Source organism: Methylocystis sp. sgz306128, assembly GCF_056032725.1.
In genome coordinates, this window is record NZ_JBVYWO010000001.1 from 760,463 (window position 1) to 782,329 (window position 21,867).

A 21,867-nucleotide genomic window follows, 5' to 3' on the forward strand; every position below is an offset into this window, starting at 1 on the left:
AGCGCATGTCCATATCCCAATCACAGAGTGAGGCGCAGGACTTCGGCCCGGTGCGAACCCGGCCATTTGCGCTGTTCGAGTGGCTGATCGCCATGCGTTATCTGCGCGCGCGCCGCGCGCAGGGCTTCATTTCCGTGATTGCGGGTTTTTCCTTTCTGGGCATCATGCTGGGCGTTGCCACGCTGATCGTCGTGATGTCGGTGATGAACGGCTTCCGGCGCGACCTGCTTGACAAGATCGTCGGCATCAACGGCCATGTTTTTCTGCAGGGTGTCGAGAAGCCGCTGACGGATTTCGATGCGGTTGCAGAGCGCGTGCGCAAGGTCAAGGGCGTCACGCTCGCGATTCCGATTGTTGAAGGGCAGGCGCTGGCGACCTCGCCGTTCAATTCCTCCGGGGTGCTGGTGCGCGGCATACGCGAACAGGATATAAAAGTCCTGCCCGGCATCGCCAATAATATCAAGCAAGGCTCGCTTGATGGCTTCGACGAGGCAGGCGGCGTTGCCATTGGCCAGAAGCTTGCCGATTATCTGGGCCTGCGGCTGGGCGATACGATCACAGTCATCGCCCCCAAGGGGGCACAGACGGCTTTTGGCACCGCACCCCGTATCAAGACCTATCCCGTATCGGCGATCTTCCAGATCGGCATGTCCGAGTTTGACGCCACTTTGCTGTATATGCCGCTGTCGGAGGCGCAGGCCTTTTTCAACAAGGATGGCGAGGCGACGCTTATTGAGGCTTATGTTTCCGACCCCGACCATATGGACGAGGTGCGGGCGAAGCTTGATGCGGTCATGGGCCGCCCTATGATCGCAACAGACTGGCGCCAGCGCAACAAGACCTTCTTCGATGCGCTCTCGGTGGAGCGCTCAGTCATGTTTTTCATCCTGACGATGATCGTGCTCGTGGCGGCGCTGAACATCATCTCCGGCATGACCATGCTGGTGAAGGACAAAGCGCATGATATTGCCATTCTGCGTACGATGGGTGCGACGAAAGGCTCCATTCTGCGGGTATTTTTCATCACAGGTTCGGCAATCGGCGTAGCTGGAACACTTGCCGGACTGGTGCTCGGGCTGGTGGTCGCGCATAATCTGGAGAAGGTGCGCGAGGGGCTCAATTGGCTTCTGGGTGTCAATCTTTTCCCCTCCGATCTTTATTTCCTGTCGAGATTGCCGTCTCACGTCGCCGCTTCGGATGTCACATCCGTCATCATTCTGTCTCTGAGCCTTTCGCTGCTGGCCACCATCTATCCGGCCTGGGCGGCTGCGCGGCTCGATCCGGTCGAGGCGCTGCGCTATGAGTGAGGCTCAGGACTATCCGGCGCTCTATCTGGAAAAGGTTGAGCGCATCTATCGTCAGGGCGCAGACGAGCTCGCCATTCTTCGGCAGGCTGATCTTGCCCTGTGGCCGGGCCAATCGGTTGCGCTTGTCGCGCCGTCGGGGGCGGGCAAATCGACGCTGCTGCATGTCGCGGGCCTGCTGGAGCGGCCAGATGGCGGCGAAATCTATATTGAGGGCGTGCCCACTCTTGGCATGAGCGACGAAAACCGCACCACTCTGCGCCGGCTCAATATCGGCTTTGTCTATCAGTTTCATCACCTCCTGCCGGAATTCACGGCCGAAGAGAACATCATGCTGCCGCAGATGATCCGCGGCCTGTCCATGGGCGAGGCGCGCAAACGCGCCGCCGAACTGCTTGGTTATCTGGGATTGGGCGAACGGCTCAGGCATCGTCCGGCGCAGATGTCCGGCGGTGAACAGCAACGCGTTGCCATTGCACGGGCTGTCGCCAATGCACCGCGTATCGTTCTGGCTGATGAACCGACCGGCAATCTCGATCCCAAAACCGCCGATCATGTCTTTACTATTTTCACTACGCTGGTTCAGGCCTCAGGCCTTGCCGCGCTTATTGCCACACATAACATGGATCTGGCCGCGCGCATGGACAGGCGCGTGACTTTGATCGACGGACAGATCGTCGAACTCGATTAAAGTGCGGTAAGCCCGAGGCCGCCGTAACATCCGGCCTGCGGGCCAGGCATCGGGCCCGATGATCGTTTCGCGGCTCAGTGCTTGACCAGCCGGTCGATAATCCGGCCGATCGGGCCGGTCAGGCGCAGGCGCGCATCTGTCACGGCATAGCAAAGACAATCTTCATCCATCGAAGCAACGGGCCGGTGATCCACATCGGAATCGGCGATGGCAATGTCTCCCCGGCGGAATGTCCCGTTCTGATCGGAAAATGCGCCCCTGAGCACCAGAGTGAATTCGCTGCCCTCATGTGTGTGCGATGGGATTCGCTGACCAGCCTTGATCCAGTAGAGATTGGCCTCGCATCCGTCGCGCGCCTCAACCTCATAATCCTTCAGGCCGGGCAGGCGGCGACGCCAGCCGATCTGGCTGAGATCCTTGCCGATAAATTCATGCAAGGGCTCGGGAAAAGCATCGGCCTGCACCCGGTGCAGGGGGCTGCGCACTGGCGCGGGTGCGCTGAAAATCGCATTGAGCATGGCGTCCCTGCGGGGCAGGGCAACAGGTTGCGCATCTGCAAGGCCTGCGCCCTTGAGCGCTTCGAGACTGGCCACAAACGAACGGTTCGCAGGCTTCATGATCAGGTGCGACGCGACAAGAACATGCAATGCCGCAGGAAGATGGCCGGCGGCATAATGGGCCAGCAGATCATTCAACTTTGTTTGGTCGTTTTGCGGTATCATTGTGCCTGGTCTGTCCGTTAAGCCAAATCCATCATTAATACAGATGAATACGAATATTTTTCACGATTGGATCAGTCTCGTTATATGGATTAATGACACGGGCGGGAGAGGTCAAGAGAGCGAGCAGCAGCATGTCACAGGGTTTGATCAGAACAGCCGGCGCCACTTTGGCAGAAATTGAAGCAGCAGGGCTGACAAAGCACGAGCGCGCCATAACATCCGCACAGGCCGCGCATATTTCTGTATTACAATCAGATGGTTCGGCTCCATTCCTGAATCTGTGCGCGAATAATTATCTCGGTCTGGCCAATCATCCGCGCCTGATTGATGCAGCCAAGGCCGCGCTGGATGATCACGGGTTCGGCATGGCCTCGGTGCGGTTCATCTGCGGCACGCAGGATTTGCACCTCGCTCTGGAGCGGAAACTGAGCAATTACCTGCAAACGGATGATTCGATTCTGTTTTCATCATGCTTCGATGCCAATGGCGGCATATTTGAAGCCTTGCTGGGCGCCCAGGACGCGGTTATCTCCGATGCGCTCAATCATGCCTCGATCATCGACGGCATCCGTCTGTGCAAGGCACAGCGTTATCGCTATGCCAATAATGACATGGCCGATCTCGAAGCTCAGCTTCAGGCGGCTTCCGGCGCCCGCAATCGCCTGATTGTCACGGATGGCGTTTTTTCCATGGACGGTATCATCGCCAATCTGCCGGCCATTTGTGATCTGGCCGAGAAATACGATGCCACGGTGATGGTGGATGACAGTCACGCTGTCGGCTTTATCGGCGCGCGCGGCGCGGGCACGCCTGAACTTCTCGGCGTCGAGGGCAGGGTGCAGATTCTGACCGGCACATTCGGCAAGGCGATGGGCGGTGCCTCGGGTGGTTATGTCGCCGGGCCGAAGCCGATTGTCGAATTGTTGCGCCAGCGCGCCCGACCCTATCTCTTCTCGAATGCGCTGGCTCCCAGCATTACGGCGGCGACGATAGAGGTCATCGATATGCTTCTGGCCAGCGGCGAATTGCGTATCCGTCTGGCGGAGAATGCGCGCCGTTTCCGCGCCGGCCTTACCGCGCTTGGCTATACGCTTGTTCCGGGCGAGCACCCCATTATCCCGGTCATGCTGGGCGATGCTGTCAAGGCAACCGCGCTCGCGACAGAGCTTGGCCGGCGCGGTGTTTATGTCACCGCTTTTTCGTTTCCGGTCGTGCCGCACGGCAAGGCGCGCATCCGTACCCAGATGAACGCCGCCCTGACACCGGACGATATTGAATTTGCGCTCAACGCCTTCGCGCAAGCCGGGCGAGCATTATCGCTGATTTAGCGCATTTCAGGTTTTGGACGGGCTTGGGGCGAGGGAATTTCGCAGGTCTGTGGACATTTGAAACACTCGGGGAGAATGAGATGAGGTCTTTGGTAAAATCAAGATCTGAGCGCGGATTGTGGCTGCAGGACACGAATGTGCCGTCCATCGGCCCGAACGACGTGCTGATCCGTATCCGCAAAGCTGCGATCTGCGGCACTGACCTGCATATCTACAATTGGGATAAATGGGCGCAGGCCACTATTCCCGTGCCGATGGTTGTCGGGCATGAATATGTCGGGCATATCGAGAAGGTGGGCTCCGAGGTCACCCATCTCAGGATAGGCGAGCGGGTCTCGGGGGAAGGCCATATCGTGTGCGGCCATTGCCGCAATTGCCGCGCCGGACGCGGGCATCTGTGCCGCAACACTTTAGGGGTCGGGGTTAACCGGCCGGGCGCCTTTGGCGAGTTTTTGTCCTTGCCTGCCAGCAACGTATGCAAACTTCCTGATTCAATTTCTGATGATGTCGCCGCCATTCTTGATCCGCTGGGCAATGCCGTGCACACTGCGCTTTCCTTCGATCTTGTCGGCGAGGACGTGCTGATCACCGGCGCGGGGCCCATCGGCCTGATGGCTGTTGCGGTGGCGCGCTACGCCGGCGCGCGCTACATCGCGGTTACGGATGTCAATGACTTCCGGCTCGATCTTGCGAAAAAGATGGGGGCCACGCGCACCGTGCGCGCTGACCGCGAGGATCTGCGTGAGGTCATGAAGGATATGGACATGCATGAGGGCTTCGATGTGGGGCTGGAGATGTCCGGCAACCCGGCCGCCCTGCGTTCGATGATCGCGGCCATGAACCACGGCGGCAAGATCGCGCTGCTCGGCATTCTCTCCGATCAGGCTGCGATTGATTGGAACGCCGTGATATTCAAGAGCCTGACGCTCAAGGGCATCTATGGACGGGAAATGTATGAGACCTGGTACAAGATGCTGGCCATGCTGCAATCGGGCCTCGATGTGACGCCGGTCATCACCCATCGCATCGGCTTTTCGCAGTTCGATACCGGTTTTGCCGCGTTGAATGCAGGCACCGCCTGCAAAGTGGTGATGGATCTGGCGGGTTAGAGGGTTTTTGGGCCTGTCGTGTTCATATAGACACCTCTCCCCACATTGCGGAGAGGGGGAGCGCGACAACGGCCACGGCAACTGAAATATTAAGCTGACTCAAGTCGTCGCAATGTCCAGCCGACATTGAGCCAGCTCAGACCGGACAGAAGCAGGTCGATGCCGAGAAACAGCCCCAGCGTGTAAAGGCTTGACGTCGGCCATTGGCTCAGAATGATCAGCCCCACCAGAATGGTCAGCGCCCCTGAAAGAATCATCAGGCCCCAGGGCGAGCCACGGCGCATATGGAAGGCAATGAACAGGCGCACCAGACCGGCCACGACCAGCGAGAGGCCAAGCACGAGCGTCAGCACGCCTGCGGCCAGGGTCGGATTGCTGAACGTGACAAAGCCTGCAAGCGTGGTCAGCAGCCCAAGTACGATCCAGAACAGGAAACCGCTCCATCCCCGCACCTGAAAGGCGATGAAAACCTCACCAAGACCAGCAAGCAGCATCGTCATGCCGACATAATACACCGTCACCAGCGTGGCCGTGAGCACTGAGCCAAGCGCAAGAAGGCCGAGAACGACCAGAAATACGCCAAAGGCGAGTATCAGGGATGAGCGCGCCTTGAGAATAAAAATCGAGTCGTGGCCGGAAGAATATGTCGTCGTCATTTTAAACCCCACGGATCTTCAGGCTAGCCCAGATCTGCCTGTTCCGCTTTGACAACCGTCAAAATAATCCTTTTGCGGCTTTGACCTCACCGCCGATGAAATCGACAATGGTGCGGATGCGCAGCAGGTCGTGGCTGTCCGCGTGTGTGACGATCCAGTAGGCGCGGATGAAGTGAAGCTCCGGCAGCAGCCGCACCAGTCCAGATTCCGGCTTGGCCGAATAATCGTGCAAAATGCCGATTCCGGCGCCGGCCTTCACTGCCTCCAATTGTCCCAGCGCGCTGGCGCATTCAAAGCGGCGGAAACTTGGCCCGAACAACTCGGGCATGAAGTTCAGTTCCGATGAAAACAGCAGATCCGGCACATAGGTGATCAGGCGATGGCTCTTCAGATCTTCGGGTGTCTGCGGCGCGCCATGAGCGGCAATGTAATCCTGCGCGCCGTAAAAATGCAGGTGATAATTCGTCAGCTTTTTTACCCGCAGCCGGCCCTCCTCCGGCGGGTTGATGACGATTGCGATATCGGCTTCGCGTTTCGACACCGAAACAGCCCGCGGAATGGAAACAAGCTGGATGGTAAGATCGGGATATTGCGCATTGAGCCGGGCCAGACGGCGGCTCAGGAAAAGCGTGCCGAAGCCGTCGGGGGCCGCGACGCGCACGACACCGGACAGCGCCAGATTGGCATTGCCGATGCTGTTTTGCGCCATCACGGCCTCGGTCTCTATGCTCTCTGCGGTTTCCAGCAGCCGTGCACCCGCTTCGGTGAGGGAATAGCCCTGCGGCCTTCGCTCGAACAACTGCGTTTTCAGCGCGGCTTCAAGGCTGGTGATCCGGCGGGACACTGTGGCGTGGTCGGTCTTTATCCGGCTTGCGGCGAGTGTCAGGGTTCCGGCGCGCGCCACGGCCAGAAAGAAGCGCAGATCGTCCCAGTTGAATTGGCTCATCGTCGTTCGTGTATTTGTGCACAATGATGGGGCAAATTTGAGCATAGCCGTGCAAAAATAGCAATGCTACACAAGATCACCACTCAGGGAGATCATCATGGTCAAGGAACTTACACATTATATCGGCGGCAAGCATGTCAAGGGGACGTCGGGCCGCTTCACCGAAGCCTTCCAGCCGATGACCGGCGAAGTCATCAGCAAGGTGCCGCTGGCCTCTCTGGCTGAAGTGCGCGCCGCTGTTGAAAATGCCGCAAAGGCGCAGCCGGCCTGGGCTGCCACCAATCCGCAGCGCCGCGCCCGCGTGTTCATGAATTATCTGGCTCTGATCGCCAAGCACAATGACGAACTGGCCGAGGTGCTGGCGCGTGAGCATGGCAAGACCATTCCCGATGCCAAGGGCGACATTCAGCGCGGCGTGGAAGTGCTGGAATTCTGCATCGGCATTCCGCACCTGATGAAGGGTGAGTTCACCGACAGCGCCGGCCCCGGCATCGACACCTATTCCATGCGCCAGTCGCTTGGTGTTGTCGCCGGCATCACGCCTTTCAACTTTCCGGCCATGATCCCGCTCTGGAAGGCTGGCCCGGCCATTGCCTGCGGCAATGCGTTCATCCTCAAGCCTTCCGAGCGCGATGTCTCGGTGCCGCTGCGCCTTGCCGAACTGTTTGTTGAAGCTGGCGGCCCTCCTGGCATTTTCAATGTGGTCAACGGCGACAAGGAAGCCGTCGATGCGCTGCTTGACGATCCGGATATCAAGGCCATCGGCTTTGTCGGCTCGACGCCGATTGCCGAATATATTTATGCGCGCGGTTGCGCCACCGGCAAGCGCGTCCAGTGTTTTGGCGGTGCCAAGAACCATATGGTCATCATGCCCGATGCCGACATGGATCAGACTGTCGATGCCCTGATCGGCGCTGGCTACGGCTCTGCCGGCGAGCGTTGCATGGCGATCTCGGTTGCTGTGCCTGTGGGCGAGGGAACCGCTGAAGCACTGATGAAGAAGCTGGTTCCGCGTGTCGAAACGCTCAAGGTTGGCCCTTCGACTGATCTGTCCGCCGATTACGGCCCTGTCGTGACCAAGGCTGCACTCAACAAGATCCGGGATTATGTCGATATCGGCATCAAGGAAGGCGCCAAGCTCGTTGTCGACGGCCGCGGTTTCAAGATGCAGGGCTATGAAAATGGCTTCTACATGGGCGGCTGCCTGTTCGATAATGTCACCAAGGACATGCGCATTTATAAGGAAGAAATCTTCGGCCCGGTGCTTTCGGTTCTGCGCGCCAAGACCTACAAGGAAGCGCTGGATCTGTGCAACGACCATGAATACGGCAATGGCGTCGCCATATTCACCCGCGATGGCGATACGGCCCGCGATTTCGCCTCCAAGGTGCAGGTGGGCATGGTCGGCGTGAACGTGCCGATCCCGGTTCCGATCGCCTATTACACCTTCGGCGGCTGGAAGCGCTCCAGCTTCGGCGACCTGAACCAGCATGGACCGGACGCTGTCCGCTTCTACACCAAGACCAAGACAGTTACTGCCCGCTGGCCTTCGGGCACCAAGGAAGGTTCGGAATTCAGCATTCCGACCATGAAGTAAAAAAGATAGCTTTTGCCAGTTGGAAACCCCGCCCGCGAAATTCGCCGGGCGGGGTTTTTGCATGATTTTTAGCCGCGACAATACGCAGATAGGATTTTGATGGTGCTTTTTCGCATATATTATACCTGTGCAGTATGTTTAACGAGAATTGTTAAATTGCAGCCATCGATCAGGAGGTTGCAATGGAAAAAGTTCATCATGTCAAAAGATATCACAATAGCGAATTATATTTCCAGGCCTTAGAGCATCTATACTTGTCTGAGTATCTGGCACAATTTTTGCGTCGATTTGGAAATCTCATGAACAATGAGGAAATGATCACATTTTTACGGATCATGTTGAAATTTAAGCTCAGATATCGTGATTTAATTATTAATATAAAACTGCATAACGTTGGAAAAACTTGAATAAGAAATAGAAACTGTGTATTCCGCAACTTATGAGTGATAATAAAGTTGTATCAGTTTCTAGAACGACGAACGCGCCTTACGAGGCGGCAATAGAATCTCTTTCCAGAGTCCGCTCAATAAAAGACGCTCAGGTTGTGCTTGAGCGTCTTTTATTGGAAATTGGATTGTCGTACGCAGTATATTTTTTACCAAGATCAAATGACGAAAATGAGCTTGAAGATACTGTAATTGCAACTTATCCTAAGGCTTGGATAGATAGATATATTTCATCAAATTATAGAAAAATTGACCCTGTTGTATTGATTGGTCCAAAAACTCTAATTCCTATTGATTGGCAGTCGTTCAATCAAAGGGATAAAAAGCTTATAAAAATGTTCGGAGAGGCCAGAGAGTTTGGAATAGGGACGAATGGGCTAACATTTAATTTACGCGGGCCTCGTCTGCGCTTCGCGTTGTTTACAATTACGTCCGATATGAGCAATCTTAATTGGGCGGCGTTTAAGAGGTATGAACTTCCCTATCTAGTTTATTTTGCTAATATTTTTCATAAGAAGATATTTGAGATCAAGCATCCGGCTGCCAAGGAAAATGTTCCGCGATTGTCTCCCCGGGAGATCGAATGTCTCTCCTTGAATGCGCGGGGAATGCGAGACGCTGAAATTGCCGATATTCTGTCAATTCAGGAAGCGGTTGTTCGCCACTACATGGATAGTGCGCGTTGGAAACTTGGCGCGCCCAATAGATCTTTTGCAGTAGTTCAAGCAGCAAAACTGGGAATTATAATACTTTAATTCGTTATTGCAATATGCTGTACAGCACGATCTGAATATTTTTGTTTATGGTTAATTCTTCTTGTCTTTCACAGAGAAAGCGCAAGGAGAATGAGATGATTAAATTTTTGCAGGCCAGCGAAATTCAGGGTTCGGCAGTTCTTCGCGACATTTACCGCCTGCGGGCCAAGGTGTTCCATGACCGTCTGGGTTGGGATGTGAACGTAACGAATGGCCTCGAGATTGATGAATATGATGATTATAATCCGATCTATGTGGTTAAACTGGCGCCGAACGGGCGCAAGGTTTTAGGCTGTGGTCGATTTTTGCCAACGACCGGCCCCACAATGTTGAAAGGTCCGCTCGGAAATCTTTTCCCGGAACCTGTTGACCTTGAAGGGCCAAATATGTGGGAATGCACACGTTTCGCCGTGTCTGAAGAATGCTCGGAATATGGCGGTCAGAGTGTCCGGCGCGTCACTGCCGAGCTTATCATGGCAGGGTGCGAACTGGGTTTGCGAACGGGAATGACGGAGATCATCGGGGTTTATGATCAGGCCATGAAGCCGATCTATCGTCGCCTTGGATGGGAGCCTCTCGTGATTGCATCCTCGACCACTTCAACGTCCAAACTTCCTGTTCATGTCGGAATCTGGGAAGTAAATGAACAGGTGCTTCATCGGCTCGCCGGTTTACACGGGTTCTATCCGGAAATTGCCGATGACAGCCTCGTCGAGATTGACGAACTGATTGCGGCTTAAATTTTGGCTGTATTGAGGGCTCATTCTGAACGGATGAGCCCCAAATATTTTATTGGGTCTAAAATGCCATTGACACGCCAGGGCATCCGACGCATTTTCAGCCCATGACACACGCAGGCTTCATCTGCATTTGCTCCATCATTATTTGCTAGCGCGTTCGCTGGCTGGAGCTGTCTTGTCCTAAAAAACTGACGCCCTGGCCAGAAGGCAGGGGGACTATGGCTTTAAGGCTTTACAATACGCTCACCCGTTCGAAGGAAGAGTTCCGTCCTATCGATCCGAATAACGTGCGCATGTATGTCTGCGGCCCGACGGTCTATGATTATGCCCATATCGGTAACGCGCGCCCTGTCATCGTGTTTGATCTGCTTTACCGCCTGTTGCGGCATGAATATGGCGCTAGCCATGTCAAATATGTGCGCAACATCACCGACGTGGACGACAAGATCAACGCGCGCGCCTTGCGCGATTATCCCGATCTGCCGCTCAATGAGGCCATTGCGAAGGTCACCAGCGCCACGGCGGCGCAATTTCACAAGGATGTGGCGGCTCTGGGTTGTCTCGAGCCGGATGTCGAGCCGCGCGCCACGCAATATATCGGGCCGATGATCGAGGTGATCGAAAAGCTGATCGCGCGCGGCCACGCCTATGAGGCGGGCGGCGAGGTGCTGTTCGATGTACGCGCCATGCCGGCCTATGGCGCGCTTTCCGGACGCAATCTTGACGAGCAGAAGGCCGGCGCGCGCATCGCCGTGGATGCGCACAAACGCGATCCGGCTGATTTTGTACTGTGGAAGCTGTCAAGCCCGGAGGAACCGGGCTGGGAAAGCCCGTGGGGCAGGGGGCGCCCCGGCTGGCATATCGAATGTTCGGCGATGAGTTGGAAAAATCTGGGCGAGACCTTCGACATTCACGGCGGCGGGCTCGATCTGATCTTCCCGCATCACGAGAACGAGATTGCGCAGAGCACCTGCGCCTTCGGCCATGATGTGATGGCCAATGTCTGGATGCACAACGGCTTCCTGCAGGTCGAAGGCCGCAAGATGAGCAAATCTGAGGGAAATTTCGTCACTATTCATGATTTGCTGCACACGGATAAATTCGGCGGGCGAAGCTGGCCGGGAGAGGTGCTGCGTTTGGCTATGCTGAAAACGCACTACCGCCAGCCGATTGACTTTACCGTGCGGGCGCTGGAAGAGGCGGAGGCAAATCTAGTAGCATGGCATTCGGGCTTTCATCAAAATGAGACTGTGAATCTGGCGTTCTCATATGTTCCGCTGCTTGAATCGCTGAAAGACGATCTGAACACATCTGAGTCGATTGCTGCGGTTCACGGTTTGCGCAAAGCGGGAAATCTAGACCAGCTCAATTCATCCCTGAATTTTATGGGCCTTTTCGCGCCAGATAAATTTGCACCTCGCCAAGAAAGCAGCGAAGCGATTGAAGAGAGCATAAAAGTGCGCCTCGCTGCCCGCGCTGCCAAAAACTGGGCCGAATCCGACCGCATCCGCGACGAACTTCTCGCGCAAGGCATTGTGCTGAAAGACAATAAGGACGGCACCACCACATGGGAGATGAAGCGGTGAGCGGGTTCGCACACTCTATCCTCCTAACCCTCTACACTTTAGCGGAGAGAGGGAAATATGTGAGGCCGTCATGCGCGGGCTTGGCCCGCGTATCCACGTGGATGGCCGGATCAAGTCCGGCTAGGACGATCTTTTTTGTGGATGAGAGTGCAAAATGGGAAGTGCAACAATGAGTTTCTTGCGTCTTGGATTTGCCCCTCACCCTAGCCCTCTCCCCGCAGGCGGGGAGAGGGAAAGCGCCCGTCCCGACACCACCGTCATTGCGAGCGTCAGCGAAGCAATCCATGATTTTTGCGCAGGTGTGGATTGCTTCGCTTGGCTCGCAATGACGGGTTTGGCCTCATATTTTCCCGCATTTCACCCCACCAGCGGGGCGAGGAACTTATTTAGCGCCGTCATGCGCGGGCTTGGCCCGCGTATCCACGTGGATGGCCGCGTCAGGCGCGGCCATGACGCCAAGTTACTTCGCCGAGTTAAGCCGCTATGACAATCTTCGTCCGTAATGCCGCCCGCGCAGCCAAGAACCGGGTACAATCATGACCATTTCCATGCGTCCCATGCTGCCCGCTGATCTGCCCGCTCTTGCTGACCTGTTTCAACAGAGCATCATTGCATTATGCGAGGACGATTATTCCGAGGAACAGCGCGAAGCCTGGGCTTTGCAGGCAGAAGACCCTGCTTTTGCCAAAACGCTCAGTGAGAACCTGACGCTTCTGGCGCTGATTGACGGGGAACTCGCAGGTTTTGCCACGCTCAAAGGCACCCAATCCATTGCAATGGTCTATGTCCACCCGCATCATGCGCGCCGGGGCGCAGCTATGGCCCTTATCGACGCATTGGAGCGGCTCGCCGCAGCGCGCGGCGGGCAGGCTTTGTCCGTCGACGCATCAGAGACCGCTCTGCCCCTGTTTCAAAAGCGCGGATATGTGCCGCAGCGACGAAATTCCATTGCGATTGGCGATGTCTGGCTTGCCAACACCACGCTGGTCAAAACTCTCGTAAAATCTGCTCCAACCGGTAGCCTGCAATGAGCCACGAACGACTTTATCTTTTCGACACCACCCTTCGCGATGGTGCGCAGACCACGGGCGTTGATTTTTCGCTGGCCGACAAGCGCCATATTGCCGCTCTGCTCGATGGGTTGGGGATAGATTATATCGAAGGCGGTTATCCGGGCGCCAATGTCACCGATACGGAATTCTTCCGCAAAAAGCCGCCGCTCTCAGCCAGATTCTGTGCTTTTGGCATGACCAAACGGGCTGGCCGTTCGGCTGCCAACGACCCCGGCATCGCCGCGCTTGTCGAGGCCGATGCCGATTGTATCGTCTATGTGGCCAAGGCATGGGACTATCAGGTGCATGTCGCGCTTGAAATATCGCTGGAGGAGAATGTCGAAGGCATTTCCGACAGCGTCGCCTATGCCGTTTCGCGCGGGCGTGAAGTGATGGTCGATTGCGAACATTTCTTCGATGGCTACAAGGCCAATGCTTCTTACGCGCTGGAATGCGCCAGTGCGGCCTTCAGGGCCGGCGCGCGCTGGGTGGTTTTATGCGATACCAACGGCGGCACGTTGCCGCATGAAATCGAGGCCATTGTCCGCGAGGTGGCGAAGGTGATTCCGGGCGCGAATCTTGCCATCCATGCCCATGACGATACCGGGCAGGCCGTTGCCAACTCGCTTGCGGCGGTGCGTGCGGGCGTACGTCAGATTCAGGGCACGCTCAACGGGCTGGGCGAGCGTTGCGGCAATGCCAATCTGGTGAGCATCATCCCGACATTGCTGCTGAAGGATGAATTCGCGCAGAAATTCGAGACAGGCATAAAACTCGAACAGCTCAAGACCATTTCCAAGGTCAGCCATACGCTGGACGAACTGCTTAATCGTTCGCCTAACCGCCATGCGCCCTATGTCGGCGCAAGCGCCTTTGCCACAAAGGCGGGAATCCATGCCTCTGCAGTGGTGAAAGACCCGCGCACTTATGAACATGTCGCCCCCGAACTGGTGGGCAACCAGCGCCGCGTGCTTGTCTCCGATCAGGCGGGGCGCTCCAACATTCTCTCGGAGCTCGAACGCCTCGGCGTACACCTGCCCAAAAGCGATCCGCGCATCGCCCGTCTGCTCGATGAAGTGAAGGAGAAGGAAGCGCTGGGCTACGCCTATGAGGGGGCGGATGCCTCGTTCCTGCTGCTGGCCAAGCGCGTCCTCGGTGATCTGAAGCAATATTTCACCGTCGAGCGCTTTTCGATCAATGTTGAGCGGCGCTACAACGCCAATGGCCATATCATTGCCGTGTCCGAGGCGATCGTCAAAGTATCCGTCGATGGCGAGACGCTGATTTCGGCGGCGGAGGGGCAGGGTCCGGTCAATGCGCTGGATCTCGCCCTGCGCAAGGATCTCGGCAAATACCAGAAATTTATCGAGGACGTCGAATTGCTGGATTATCGCGTCCGCGTGTTTCAGGGCGGGACAGATGCGGTGACGCGTGTCTTGATCGAATTTGGGGATTCAACCGGCGAAACCTGGTCCACGGTAGGCGTTTCAGCCAACGTTCTGGACGCTTCTTTTCAGGCGCTGATGGATTCTCTGGTGTATAAGCTGATGAAATCGGGAGCCTGAGCGGGTTCCCCGCCAGACAGGAGGAAACCATGGCCCATGCGAATCTGCCTTTGGTGCCGGAGGATGAAATTGCCCGGAGATTACAGAAAAATCTGCCGCATTGGCAGTTTGAGAGCAATCATCTGACCCGCACATTCAGGACGGGCGGCTGGCAGGCGACCTTGCTGGCTGTCAACGCAATCGGCCATCTGGCCGAGGCGGCGTGGCATCATCCCGACCTTGCCGTGTCCTATGCGCGTGTAACTGTGAAATTGCAAAGCCACGATGCGGGCGGCATCACCGAGCGCGATTTCGAACTTGCCGCCATGATAGAACAGGTCATCGGCTGGCAACCGCAAAAAGAGGGCCTGCATCTGGAGGGCGCGCCCAAGAGCGCGGGCTATATCATTCATGATTGAAATCGGATTGGGGTTTGGCAGCAATATCGGCGACAAGGCCGGGCATATTGCCGAAGCGGTGCGCCTGCTTGAGGCGAGCGGGCAGGTGCGCGACCTGCGCCTGTCCTCGCTTTATCGCACGAAGCCCTGGGGCAATGTCGAGCAGGATTGGTTTGTCAATGCCTGCGCCATTGCCAACACCGAGCTTGAGCCGCAGCAGCTGCTCGCGCTAGTGCAGGATGTCGAGAAGCGTATGGGCCGCGAGCGTATCATTCGCTGGGGACCGCGAAATATCGATGTGGATGTGCTCTATTATGGCGCGGAGAAAATCGATCTGCCCGATCTCATCATTCCGCATGCCGAACTGCTCAACCGAGCTTTTGTGCTGGTGCCGTTGCTGGAATTAAAGCCGGATCTTGAACTGGGCGGGGTTAAGGCTGCACAGGCTCTGGCGCAGCTTGACGCCGGAGAGGTGATCCGGTTTGTACCGCAAGCTGCGGAAAACTAGGGCCGGTTGGCTCCGGCTGCAGGCGTTTTGCCCCATGACCCAATGGGCTTTCCGTCGGCGAGCAGTTTTGCCGTCTGATATTTGCCGATCATCCTTCAACAAGTTCAGGATGAGGGGAGTGCCCCCGCCCTTTGAATTCGGGGCGAGGGCAATTCTCATTCGTCCAGGCCTTAATGATCTGCAGCCTGAGCCGCGCGCGTCACTTCCGCCGCGGCAAGATCCTCATCAGCAAGACCGTTGAAGAAGGCATTCAGGATCACCGCTGCAATCGACGTCAGGATGATGCCGGAATCAAGCAGCGGTTTGAGATCGGCCGGAAAATTCTTGAAGAATGTCGGCGCGACCAGCGGAATCATGCCGAATCCGATGGATACGGCCACAATGAAGAGATTGTTCCGGTTCGTGCGGAAATCGACGCCTCCAAGAATGCGGATGCCCGTGGCGGCCACCATGCCGAACATGACAATGCCCGCGCCGCCCAGCACTTCCACCGGCACTGCGCCGACAAGAGCCGCCAGCTTGGGGATGAATCCCAGCACGATCAGAATAGCGCCCGCCGCCGCCGCGACATAGCGCGAATGTACGCCGGTCACGCCGACGAGCCCCACATTCTGCGAAAAGGACGTGTAGGGGAAGGTATTGAACACGCCGCCGATGATGGTGCCTACGCCATCCGCACGCAGGCCGCGCGTCAGTGCAGCCTGATCGATCTTTTTCCCGGTCATTTCGCCTAGTGCGAGGAACATGCCGGTCGATTCGATCATCACGACGACCATCACGATGCACATGGTCAGGATCGGTATCAGGGAGAAATGCGGCATACCAAAGCGCAGGGGCAGCACATAGCCAAGCAGGGGTGCGTGCTCTACAGCGGCAAAGCTCATCTTTCCCGTGAGGCTGGCGATAATCGCGCCGATGACGATGCCGCACAGGACCGCGATATTGCCGATGAAGCCTTTCATATATTTGGTCAGGGCCAGAATGATCACCAGCACGATAGCGGCGAGGACAAAGCCGTCGATGGCATCGCGGTTGGGGTTGGGTGCCATTTTCATCACGCCGTCGATATTTTGCAGCGTGGTGAACGGACCTTCCGCCCAGCCGATGCCGATGCGCATCAGCGAAATGCCGATGATGGTGATGATGGTGCCCGTGACCACGGGCGGAAAGAACCGCAGCATACGGCTGACATAGGGCGCCACGATAAAGCCGAATACGCCCGCGGCAATCACCGAGCCGTAGATGGTCAGCAGTGCATCAGCCGGAATGAAGCTGGCGCCGCCGATGCCTTTGGCCGCTCCGATCATGGCCAGCATCGGCGCGACGGAGGCGAAGGTGACACCCATCATCACCGGCATGCCGATGCCGATGCCGCGCAGGCCGATGGATTGAATGAGCGATGCGATACCGCAGGCCAGCAGATCGGCGTTCACCAGCAGCGCGCGGTCTTCCGGGCTGAGGCCCAGCGCGCCGGCGATGATTAGCGGCACGGCCACTGCACCGGCATACATCACCAGAACATGCTGGATGCCCAGCACCAGCAATTGCCCCGGCGGCAATATTTCATCGACTCGGTTGGGTTTCAGATTGGACATTTCTCTCTCCCTGAAGGCCCTTGACCGGGCCGATTTTCTGGCCCCGCCGGACATCCGCCGAGGCTTGTTTTATGCGTGTTCATTCCGCGGCATTCTTCATTCGGTCTTGGCTCCGGCGCTGACCCAATTGGCCAGAATCTGCCGCTCCTCCGGCGTGATTTCCGTCACGTTGCCGGGCGGCATAGCGCCGGAAAGCCCGGCCTGAACGCCGATCTGGTGGATATGCAAGGCCACCTGCTCGGGCGAGTCCAGCAGAACGCCCTTTGGCGCGGCGTGGATGCCTTCCCATGCTGGCTCAGCCGCATGGCACATGCTGCACCGGCTGGAGACAATATTGTCCACATCCGCAAAAGACACCGGCTTGCTCATATCGATGGAGGATTGCACCTGCACGCGCGGGCCGAAGGCGCTGAGGGCAATGATAAGCAGGAAGCACTGCGCCGCCACGGCCCAGGGCCAGAGCGGCGGCTTGATGTCCTTGTGCATGGCGTTGAAATAAACGCGGATGCAGGTGCCCATGATGATGACCAGCGCCAGAACCAGCCAGCTGAACCGCGTGGCGAAGGCCAGCGGATAATGATTGCCGATCATGACAAACACGACAGGCAGGGTGAGGTAATTGTTGTGAAGCGAACGCTGCTTGGCCTGTGCGCCCAGTTTCGGATCTGGCGTTTCGCCGCGCAGCAGGGATGCCACGACCTTGCGCTGATTTGGCATGATCACGACGAAAACATTGGCCACCATCATCGTCCCGATCAGCGCACCCATCTGCATGAAGGCGCCGCGTCCGGAGAAAATCTGGTTGAAGCCATAGCTCAGCGCCACCAGAAAAACAAAACCGGTGAGCGCCAGATAAAGATCCGAGCGACCGATGCGCGAACGGCACAGCCGGTCATAGATGAGCCAGCCGAGCGTCAGGCCTGCCACGCTGATGGTGACAGCTTTACCCGGTGTGAGATTCATCACTGATTTATCAATAAGATAAAGGCTTGCATTCATGTAGTAGACAAGAACAAGCAATGAAATGCCGGAAAGCCATGTCGTATAGGCTTCCCATTTGAACCACGTGAGTTTGTCGGGCATCTGCGATGGCGCAACCAGATATTTGACGAGGTGGTAGAAGCCGCCGCCATGCACCTGCCATGCCTCGCCATAAGCGCCCTTAGGCAGGCCCTCGCGTGGCTTCAGGCTCAGGTCGAGATGGACGAAATAAAACGAACTGCCGATCCAGGCGATACCGGCGATCACATGCAGCCAGCGCACGGCGAAATTCAGCCATTCGGTAAGAATTGGAATCAGGACCATGCGACGAACACCTCCGCAGCTTTTTCGTGCACTGGCGCGTTCACTGGAACAGATCTGGCGCTGCACTCTATCTTCAGTTCACTCATTCCATTTTTAGCGACTTCAAGAAACATTGCATCCGCAAGCGCTTATGGAGCACTTTCGCATAAACCAGAAAAATGCCACAATCAGTTTATGGCTTTACTCGAAAATATTCAGATTTTTGTCCGCACCATCGAACTTGGCAGCCTGTCTTCAGCCGGGCGTCAGTTGCGGCTCTCGCCTGCCGTGATGAGCCACAGGCTGCAGCAGCTTGAAGCGCATCTGGGCGTGCGTCTTGTCAACCGCACCACACGCCGCCTGCAGCTGACGGAACAGGGTCTTCTGTTTTTTGAAAGCGCGCGGCAGGTGATGGACGCGCTGGAGCGTGCGGAGAGCGTGGTGGCCGATTCCGGCGGTTCGGCCCGCGGCAATCTGCGCATCACCGCGCCTCTGGGGCTGGGACGCTCCCGCCTCGGGGCGCTGATGCTGAAATTTCAGGATCTCTACCCGCAGATTTCGGTGCGGATGCGTTTGTCCGATCACCTGCTCGATCTGCTGAGCGAAGCGGTGGACCTGGCCGTCCGGCTGGCGGTTTTGCAGGATTCCAGTCTCATTGCCCGCAAGATTGCCGAATGTCCGCGCCTGCTCTGCGCCAGCCCGGCTTATCTGAGCAGCCACGGCCCGCTGGAGGAAGCGGAGGATCTGCTTAACCATAATTGCCTGCTGCTCCGTTTTCCCGGTTCCCAGCAGTTTCGCTGGACATTGTCCGGCCCCAACGGCGATGTCACCCTGCCGGTGCAGGGAAATCTTGATGCCGATGACGGCGATCTGCTGATTCAGTGGGCCAAGGCGGGGCGCGGCATAATTCTCAAGCCCGCATTTGAAATTGCCGAGGAGCTGAATTCCGGCCAGCTTGTCCCGGTCCTGCCGAAATATCGCACCAATCCGGTGACGCTGGCGGTCATGTATCCGCATCGCCGCCTGCTATCCACGCGCACCAAGCTGATGACGGATTTTCTGGTTCAGGAACTGACGCCGCAGATCAACCGCCTGCACGAATCGATCAATCCGGAGTTGCTCAATCCAGCCGGATGATGCGGCATGCGTCGCCGGCCTGAGCCGCCGGCGCGTGAGGCGGGCGGATGATGAGGCAGCGCGATGCCGCCAGCGTGCTCAGCATCGAGGAATCCTGAATGGGAAAGGCGCGGGCCTGAACCGGCTCGCCGGGCAGAAGCTCCGCGCGCAGATAATCCTGCCGCGCATCATTGGCCTTCAATGGCGCTGCAAGGACGGCGCTATGGCTTGTATCCCGGTCTGGCGTGGGGTCGCCGTTGAGGGCGCGGATGAGGGGCTGCAAAAACAGCAGTCCGCAGACGATGGACGCAACCGGATTTCCCGGCAGGCCGAGAATACGCATAGGTCCCAGATGACCGTGCATCAGCGGCTTGCCGGGCCGCATGGCAATTTTCCAGAAGGCGAGTTCCATGCCTTCTCTGGCGAGCGCTTTTTGCACCAGATCGTGATCGCCGACCGAGGCGCCGCCCAGCGTGACCAGAATGTCGATCTGTTCCGCCTGTGCGCGGCGGATGCCGGCTTCGAGTGCCGTAAAATTATCCCGGGCAATGCCGAGATTGACAGGCTCGCCGCCTGCCGCGCGCACCAGTGCGGCGATAGAATAGCTGTTGGAGCAGATGATTTCATCATCGCTTGTGGCCTCGCCGGGAAAGGCCAGTTCATCGCCTGTCGCCAATATGCCGACACGCGGCTGGCGCGCCACAGGCAGCATGGCATGGTTCATGGCGGCGGCAAGCGCCAGTTCCCGCGCCCCGAGGCGCGTTCCGGCGGGCAGCAGAATTTGCCCTGCGGCAAAGTCCAGTCCGGCAACACGGATATGCCGTCCGAGTGCTTCCGGCACCTGCACGATGATGACCTCGCCCTCGCGCGTCACATTTTCCTGCAGGATGACGGTATCGGCTCCCTGCGGCAATTTTGCGCCGGTAAAAATGCGCACCGCCTCGCCGGGGCCGATGCTTCCCTCAAACGGATGTCCGGCCGCGCTCTCGCCAACAGGCTTAAGCCGGGCGCCGGCTGCAGCGAGATCGGCGTGCCGCACGGCATAGCCGTCCATGGCTGAAGAGTCGAACGGCGGCTGGGTGCGGGTTGCGGCCAGATCTTCGCCCAGCGTGCGGCCTTGTGCTGACCAGATCGGGACAAGCTCCGTCGGCAACCGGGATTGTCCCTGAAGAACGCGCTGCAAGGCGTCTTCGACCGGCAGAAGTCCCTTGTCTTTCATGGTGCTGTCCAATGGCCCGATTTTCCGCCGCTCTTTTCCAGCAGGCGGATAGAGTCGATGCGCATCGCCTTGTCGGCAGCCTTGAGCATGTCATAGATCGTGAGGCAGGCAACAGAAACGGCGGTCAGGGCTTCCATTTCCACGCCGGTTTGCCCCGAGACGCTGGCGCTGGCCGCAACGCGGATGCCCGGCAATTCTGGGTCGGGGATCAGGTCAACACTGACTTTGGTCAGCAGCAGCGGATGGCAGAGCGGGATCAGCTCGGAGGTCTTCTTCGCGGCCATTATGCCGGCAATGCGCGCAGTCGCCAGCACATCGCCTTTTTTGGCATTGCCTTCGAGCGCCAGCGCCAGCGTTTCCGCCTTCATGATCACGCAGCCTTCAGCACGCGCCACACGGCTCGTCACGGCCTTTGCGCCAACATCCACCATATGCGCTTCGCCGGATCCGGAGATATGGGTCAAGGCCATGGTTCAGAGGCCGGTAAGCAGTTGGCGGGTGGCCGCGGCGACATCGTCCTGCCGCATCAGGCTCTCGCCGACCAGAAAGGTGCGAACGCCGCTCTGAGCGAGCCGCACACAATCCTGATGGCTGAAAATACCGCTCTCCGCCACGCAGATATGGCCGGGCGGGATCATCGCCGCAAGGCGGACGCTGACGTCGAGCGACACCTCAAATGTGCGCAGGTCGCGGTTGTTGATGCCGATCATGCTGGTTTCGAGCCGCAGCGCCCGCTCCAGTTCCTTTTCATTGTGGACTTCCACAAGCACATCCATGCCCAGATCATGGGCGGCGGCATTCAGCGCGCGCGCTTCATTGTCGTCGACGCAGGCCATGATGATGAGGATGCAGTCCGCGCCCCAGGCCCGCGCCTCGAACACCTGATAGGGATCAAACAGGAAATCTTTCCGCAGGGCAGGCAGGGCGGCGGCCTCGCGCGCCGCAGTCAGATATTCGGGCTTGCCCTGAAAGCTCGGCTCATCGGTAAGCACCGACAGACATGCAGCGCCGCCCGCCTCATAGGCGCGGGCCAGTGTCGGCGGGTCAAAGTCTGCGCGGATCAGGCCTTTGGACGGACTGGCTTTCTTGATTTCCGCAATCAATGCGAAAGAGCCGGCATTGAGCTTGGCGCGGATGGCCTTGACGAAGCCGCGTGGCGGTGTCTGCTCGCGCGCCTTGCGCTCCAGCGCGTGGAACGGCATCCGCACTTTGGCGGCTGAAATTTCCCGGCGTTTGTAGGATTCGATCTTGAGGAGTATGTCCGCCAAGGT

At 57.7% G+C, this 21,867-nt stretch carries 21 protein-coding genes; 13 read left to right on the forward strand and 8 right to left on the reverse strand.

Annotation, left to right across the window (positions count from 1 at the left end):
- The first annotated feature begins 5 nt into the window (after positions 1-5).
- Entirely contained in the window at positions 6-1,307 is a 1,302-nt protein-coding gene (locus AC0N03_RS03635) for a lipoprotein-releasing ABC transporter permease subunit (protein WP_474287131.1), read from the forward strand.
- Positions 1,300-1,995: an ABC transporter ATP-binding protein gene (locus AC0N03_RS03640; RefSeq protein WP_474287132.1), complete on the forward strand. Its 696-nt coding sequence runs from the start codon at positions 1,300-1,302 to the stop codon at positions 1,993-1,995. The genes AC0N03_RS03635 and AC0N03_RS03640 overlap by 8 nt, the downstream gene beginning before the upstream one ends.
- Before the next feature lie 74 nt (positions 1,996-2,069).
- On the opposite strand, the gene AC0N03_RS03645 is transcribed toward AC0N03_RS03640, so the two are convergent.
- Complete coding sequence (locus AC0N03_RS03645; RefSeq protein ID WP_474287133.1) at positions 2,070-2,690, reverse strand: ChrR family anti-sigma-E factor; 621 nt, start codon at positions 2,688-2,690, stop codon at positions 2,070-2,072.
- A 158-nt stretch (positions 2,691-2,848) separates the two neighbouring features.
- On the opposite strand from AC0N03_RS03645, the gene AC0N03_RS03650 reads away from it, so the two are divergent.
- Together AC0N03_RS03650 and tdh are read left to right on the forward strand one after the other, a co-directional pair.
- On the forward strand, positions 2,849-4,045 hold the full coding sequence (locus AC0N03_RS03650; protein ID WP_474287136.1) for a glycine C-acetyltransferase: 1,197 nt from the start codon (positions 2,849-2,851) through the stop codon (positions 4,043-4,045).
- Between the two features lie 80 nt (positions 4,046-4,125).
- Positions 4,126-5,154 carry an L-threonine 3-dehydrogenase gene (gene tdh / locus AC0N03_RS03655; RefSeq protein WP_474287137.1) on the forward strand — a complete coding sequence of 343 codons (1,029 nt, stop codon included), beginning with the start codon at positions 4,126-4,128 and terminating at the stop codon, positions 5,152-5,154.
- 89 nt (positions 5,155-5,243) lie between these two features.
- Here the strand turns inward: tdh and AC0N03_RS03660 are convergent, their stop codons facing one another.
- Together AC0N03_RS03660 and AC0N03_RS03665 are read right to left on the reverse strand one after the other, a co-directional pair.
- Positions 5,244-5,810, reverse strand: coding sequence for an HdeD family acid-resistance protein (locus tag AC0N03_RS03660; protein WP_474287141.1), 567 nt, complete (start codon positions 5,808-5,810; stop codon positions 5,244-5,246).
- A 58-nt stretch (positions 5,811-5,868) separates the two neighbouring features.
- On the reverse strand, positions 5,869-6,756 hold the full coding sequence (locus tag AC0N03_RS03665; protein ID WP_474287143.1) for a LysR family transcriptional regulator: 888 nt from the start codon (positions 6,754-6,756) through the stop codon (positions 5,869-5,871).
- Between the two features lie 97 nt (positions 6,757-6,853).
- Between AC0N03_RS03665 and AC0N03_RS03670 the strand changes: the two genes are divergently transcribed.
- The 8 genes from AC0N03_RS03670 to folK all read left to right on the forward strand — a co-directional run bounded on the left by AC0N03_RS03670 (position 6,854) and on the right by folK (position 15,382).
- Positions 6,854-8,353 (forward strand): CoA-acylating methylmalonate-semialdehyde dehydrogenase, encoded by a 1,500-nt coding sequence (locus AC0N03_RS03670; RefSeq protein WP_474287145.1) that lies wholly within the window; start codon positions 6,854-6,856, stop codon positions 8,351-8,353.
- Positions 8,354-8,792: 439 nt separating this feature from the next.
- Complete coding sequence (locus tag AC0N03_RS03675) at positions 8,793-9,554, forward strand: helix-turn-helix transcriptional regulator (RefSeq protein ID WP_474287147.1); 762 nt, start codon at positions 8,793-8,795, stop codon at positions 9,552-9,554.
- A 47-nt stretch (positions 9,555-9,601) separates the two neighbouring features.
- The gene (locus tag AC0N03_RS03680; RefSeq protein WP_474287149.1) at positions 9,602-10,294 is read left to right on the forward strand and encodes an acyl-homoserine-lactone synthase; all 693 of its coding nucleotides are present in this window, start codon (positions 9,602-9,604) and stop codon (positions 10,292-10,294) included.
- A 218-nt stretch (positions 10,295-10,512) separates the two neighbouring features.
- The gene (cysS, locus tag AC0N03_RS03685; RefSeq protein ID WP_474287151.1) at positions 10,513-11,880 is read left to right on the forward strand and encodes a cysteine--tRNA ligase; all 1,368 of its coding nucleotides are present in this window, start codon (positions 10,513-10,515) and stop codon (positions 11,878-11,880) included.
- A gap of 536 nt (positions 11,881-12,416) precedes the next feature.
- Entirely contained in the window at positions 12,417-12,911 is a 495-nt protein-coding gene (locus tag AC0N03_RS03690; RefSeq protein WP_474287153.1) for a GNAT family N-acetyltransferase, read from the forward strand.
- Entirely contained in the window at positions 12,908-14,497 is a 1,590-nt protein-coding gene (cimA, locus tag AC0N03_RS03695) for a citramalate synthase (RefSeq protein ID WP_474287155.1), read from the forward strand. Before AC0N03_RS03690 ends, cimA begins: the two co-directional genes overlap by 4 nt.
- Positions 14,498-14,526: 29 nt before the next feature.
- Positions 14,527-14,895 carry a 4a-hydroxytetrahydrobiopterin dehydratase gene (locus AC0N03_RS03700; protein WP_474287157.1) on the forward strand — a complete coding sequence of 123 codons (369 nt, stop codon included), beginning with the start codon at positions 14,527-14,529 and terminating at the stop codon, positions 14,893-14,895.
- A complete protein-coding gene (gene folK / locus AC0N03_RS03705; RefSeq protein WP_474287159.1) occupies positions 14,888-15,382 on the forward strand; it encodes a 2-amino-4-hydroxy-6-hydroxymethyldihydropteridine diphosphokinase in 495 nt (164 codons plus the stop codon). Before AC0N03_RS03700 ends, folK begins: the two co-directional genes overlap by 8 nt.
- 170 nt (positions 15,383-15,552) lie before the next feature.
- On the opposite strand, the gene AC0N03_RS03710 is transcribed toward folK, so the two are convergent.
- Both AC0N03_RS03710 and AC0N03_RS03715 read right to left on the reverse strand, forming a co-directional pair.
- Positions 15,553-16,977 carry a nucleobase:cation symporter-2 family protein gene (locus AC0N03_RS03710; protein ID WP_474287161.1) on the reverse strand — a complete coding sequence of 475 codons (1,425 nt, stop codon included), beginning with the start codon at positions 16,975-16,977 and terminating at the stop codon, positions 15,553-15,555.
- 96 nt (positions 16,978-17,073) lie between these two features.
- Positions 17,074-18,282, reverse strand: a complete 1,209-nt coding sequence (locus AC0N03_RS03715) for a urate hydroxylase PuuD (RefSeq protein ID WP_474287163.1) — start codon at positions 18,280-18,282, stop codon at positions 17,074-17,076.
- 174 nt (positions 18,283-18,456) lie between these two features.
- Here AC0N03_RS03715 and AC0N03_RS03720 point away from each other — a divergent pair, with 174 nt between their 5' ends.
- Positions 18,457-19,398 (forward strand): LysR family transcriptional regulator, encoded by a 942-nt coding sequence (locus tag AC0N03_RS03720; RefSeq protein WP_474287164.1) that lies wholly within the window; start codon positions 18,457-18,459, stop codon positions 19,396-19,398.
- Here the strand turns inward: AC0N03_RS03720 and AC0N03_RS03725 are convergent.
- Genes AC0N03_RS03725 through trpC form a run of 3 tightly spaced genes read right to left on the reverse strand, consistent with a single transcriptional unit; the run spans position 19,382 to position 21,864 of the window.
- Entirely contained in the window at positions 19,382-20,596 is a 1,215-nt protein-coding gene (locus AC0N03_RS03725) for a molybdopterin molybdotransferase MoeA (protein ID WP_474287165.1), read from the reverse strand. The genes AC0N03_RS03720 and AC0N03_RS03725 overlap by 17 nt on opposite strands.
- A complete protein-coding gene (gene moaC / locus AC0N03_RS03730) occupies positions 20,593-21,066 on the reverse strand; it encodes a cyclic pyranopterin monophosphate synthase MoaC (protein WP_474287166.1) in 474 nt (157 codons plus the stop codon). Before moaC ends, AC0N03_RS03725 begins: the two co-directional genes overlap by 4 nt.
- 3 nt (positions 21,067-21,069) lie before the next feature.
- Positions 21,070-21,864 (reverse strand): indole-3-glycerol phosphate synthase TrpC, encoded by a 795-nt coding sequence (gene trpC / locus AC0N03_RS03735; protein ID WP_474287167.1) that lies wholly within the window; start codon positions 21,862-21,864, stop codon positions 21,070-21,072.
- Positions 21,865-21,867: the final 3 nt, after the last annotated feature.

Coding starts and splice junctions, on each gene's coding strand:
- AC0N03_RS03635 (WP_474287131.1), top strand. CDS start 6: ATGTCCATATCCCAATCACAGAGTGAGGCGCAGGACTTCGGCCCGGTG.
- AC0N03_RS03640 (WP_474287132.1), top strand. CDS start 1,300: ATGAGTGAGGCTCAGGACTATCCGGCGCTCTATCTGGAAAAGGTTGAG.
- AC0N03_RS03650 (WP_474287136.1), top strand. CDS start 2,849: ATGTCACAGGGTTTGATCAGAACAGCCGGCGCCACTTTGGCAGAAATT.
- tdh (WP_474287137.1), top strand. CDS start 4,126: ATGAGGTCTTTGGTAAAATCAAGATCTGAGCGCGGATTGTGGCTGCAG.
- AC0N03_RS03660 (WP_474287141.1), bottom strand. CDS start 5,810: ATGACGACGACATATTCTTCCGGCCACGACTCGATTTTTATTCTCAAG.
- AC0N03_RS03665 (WP_474287143.1), bottom strand. CDS start 6,756: ATGAGCCAATTCAACTGGGACGATCTGCGCTTCTTTCTGGCCGTGGCG.
- AC0N03_RS03670 (WP_474287145.1), top strand. CDS start 6,854: ATGGTCAAGGAACTTACACATTATATCGGCGGCAAGCATGTCAAGGGG.
- AC0N03_RS03675 (WP_474287147.1), top strand. CDS start 8,793: ATGAGTGATAATAAAGTTGTATCAGTTTCTAGAACGACGAACGCGCCT.
- AC0N03_RS03680 (WP_474287149.1), top strand. CDS start 9,602: ATGGTTAATTCTTCTTGTCTTTCACAGAGAAAGCGCAAGGAGAATGAG.
- cysS (WP_474287151.1), top strand. CDS start 10,513: ATGGCTTTAAGGCTTTACAATACGCTCACCCGTTCGAAGGAAGAGTTC.
- AC0N03_RS03690 (WP_474287153.1), top strand. CDS start 12,417: ATGACCATTTCCATGCGTCCCATGCTGCCCGCTGATCTGCCCGCTCTT.
- cimA (WP_474287155.1), top strand. CDS start 12,908: ATGAGCCACGAACGACTTTATCTTTTCGACACCACCCTTCGCGATGGT.
- AC0N03_RS03700 (WP_474287157.1), top strand. CDS start 14,527: ATGGCCCATGCGAATCTGCCTTTGGTGCCGGAGGATGAAATTGCCCGG.
- folK (WP_474287159.1), top strand. CDS start 14,888: ATGATTGAAATCGGATTGGGGTTTGGCAGCAATATCGGCGACAAGGCC.
- AC0N03_RS03710 (WP_474287161.1), bottom strand. CDS start 16,977: ATGTCCAATCTGAAACCCAACCGAGTCGATGAAATATTGCCGCCGGGG.
- AC0N03_RS03715 (WP_474287163.1), bottom strand. CDS start 18,282: ATGGTCCTGATTCCAATTCTTACCGAATGGCTGAATTTCGCCGTGCGC.
- AC0N03_RS03720 (WP_474287164.1), top strand. CDS start 18,457: ATGGCTTTACTCGAAAATATTCAGATTTTTGTCCGCACCATCGAACTT.
- AC0N03_RS03725 (WP_474287165.1), bottom strand. CDS start 20,596: ATGAAAGACAAGGGACTTCTGCCGGTCGAAGACGCCTTGCAGCGCGTT.
- moaC (WP_474287166.1), bottom strand. CDS start 21,066: ATGGCCTTGACCCATATCTCCGGATCCGGCGAAGCGCATATGGTGGAT.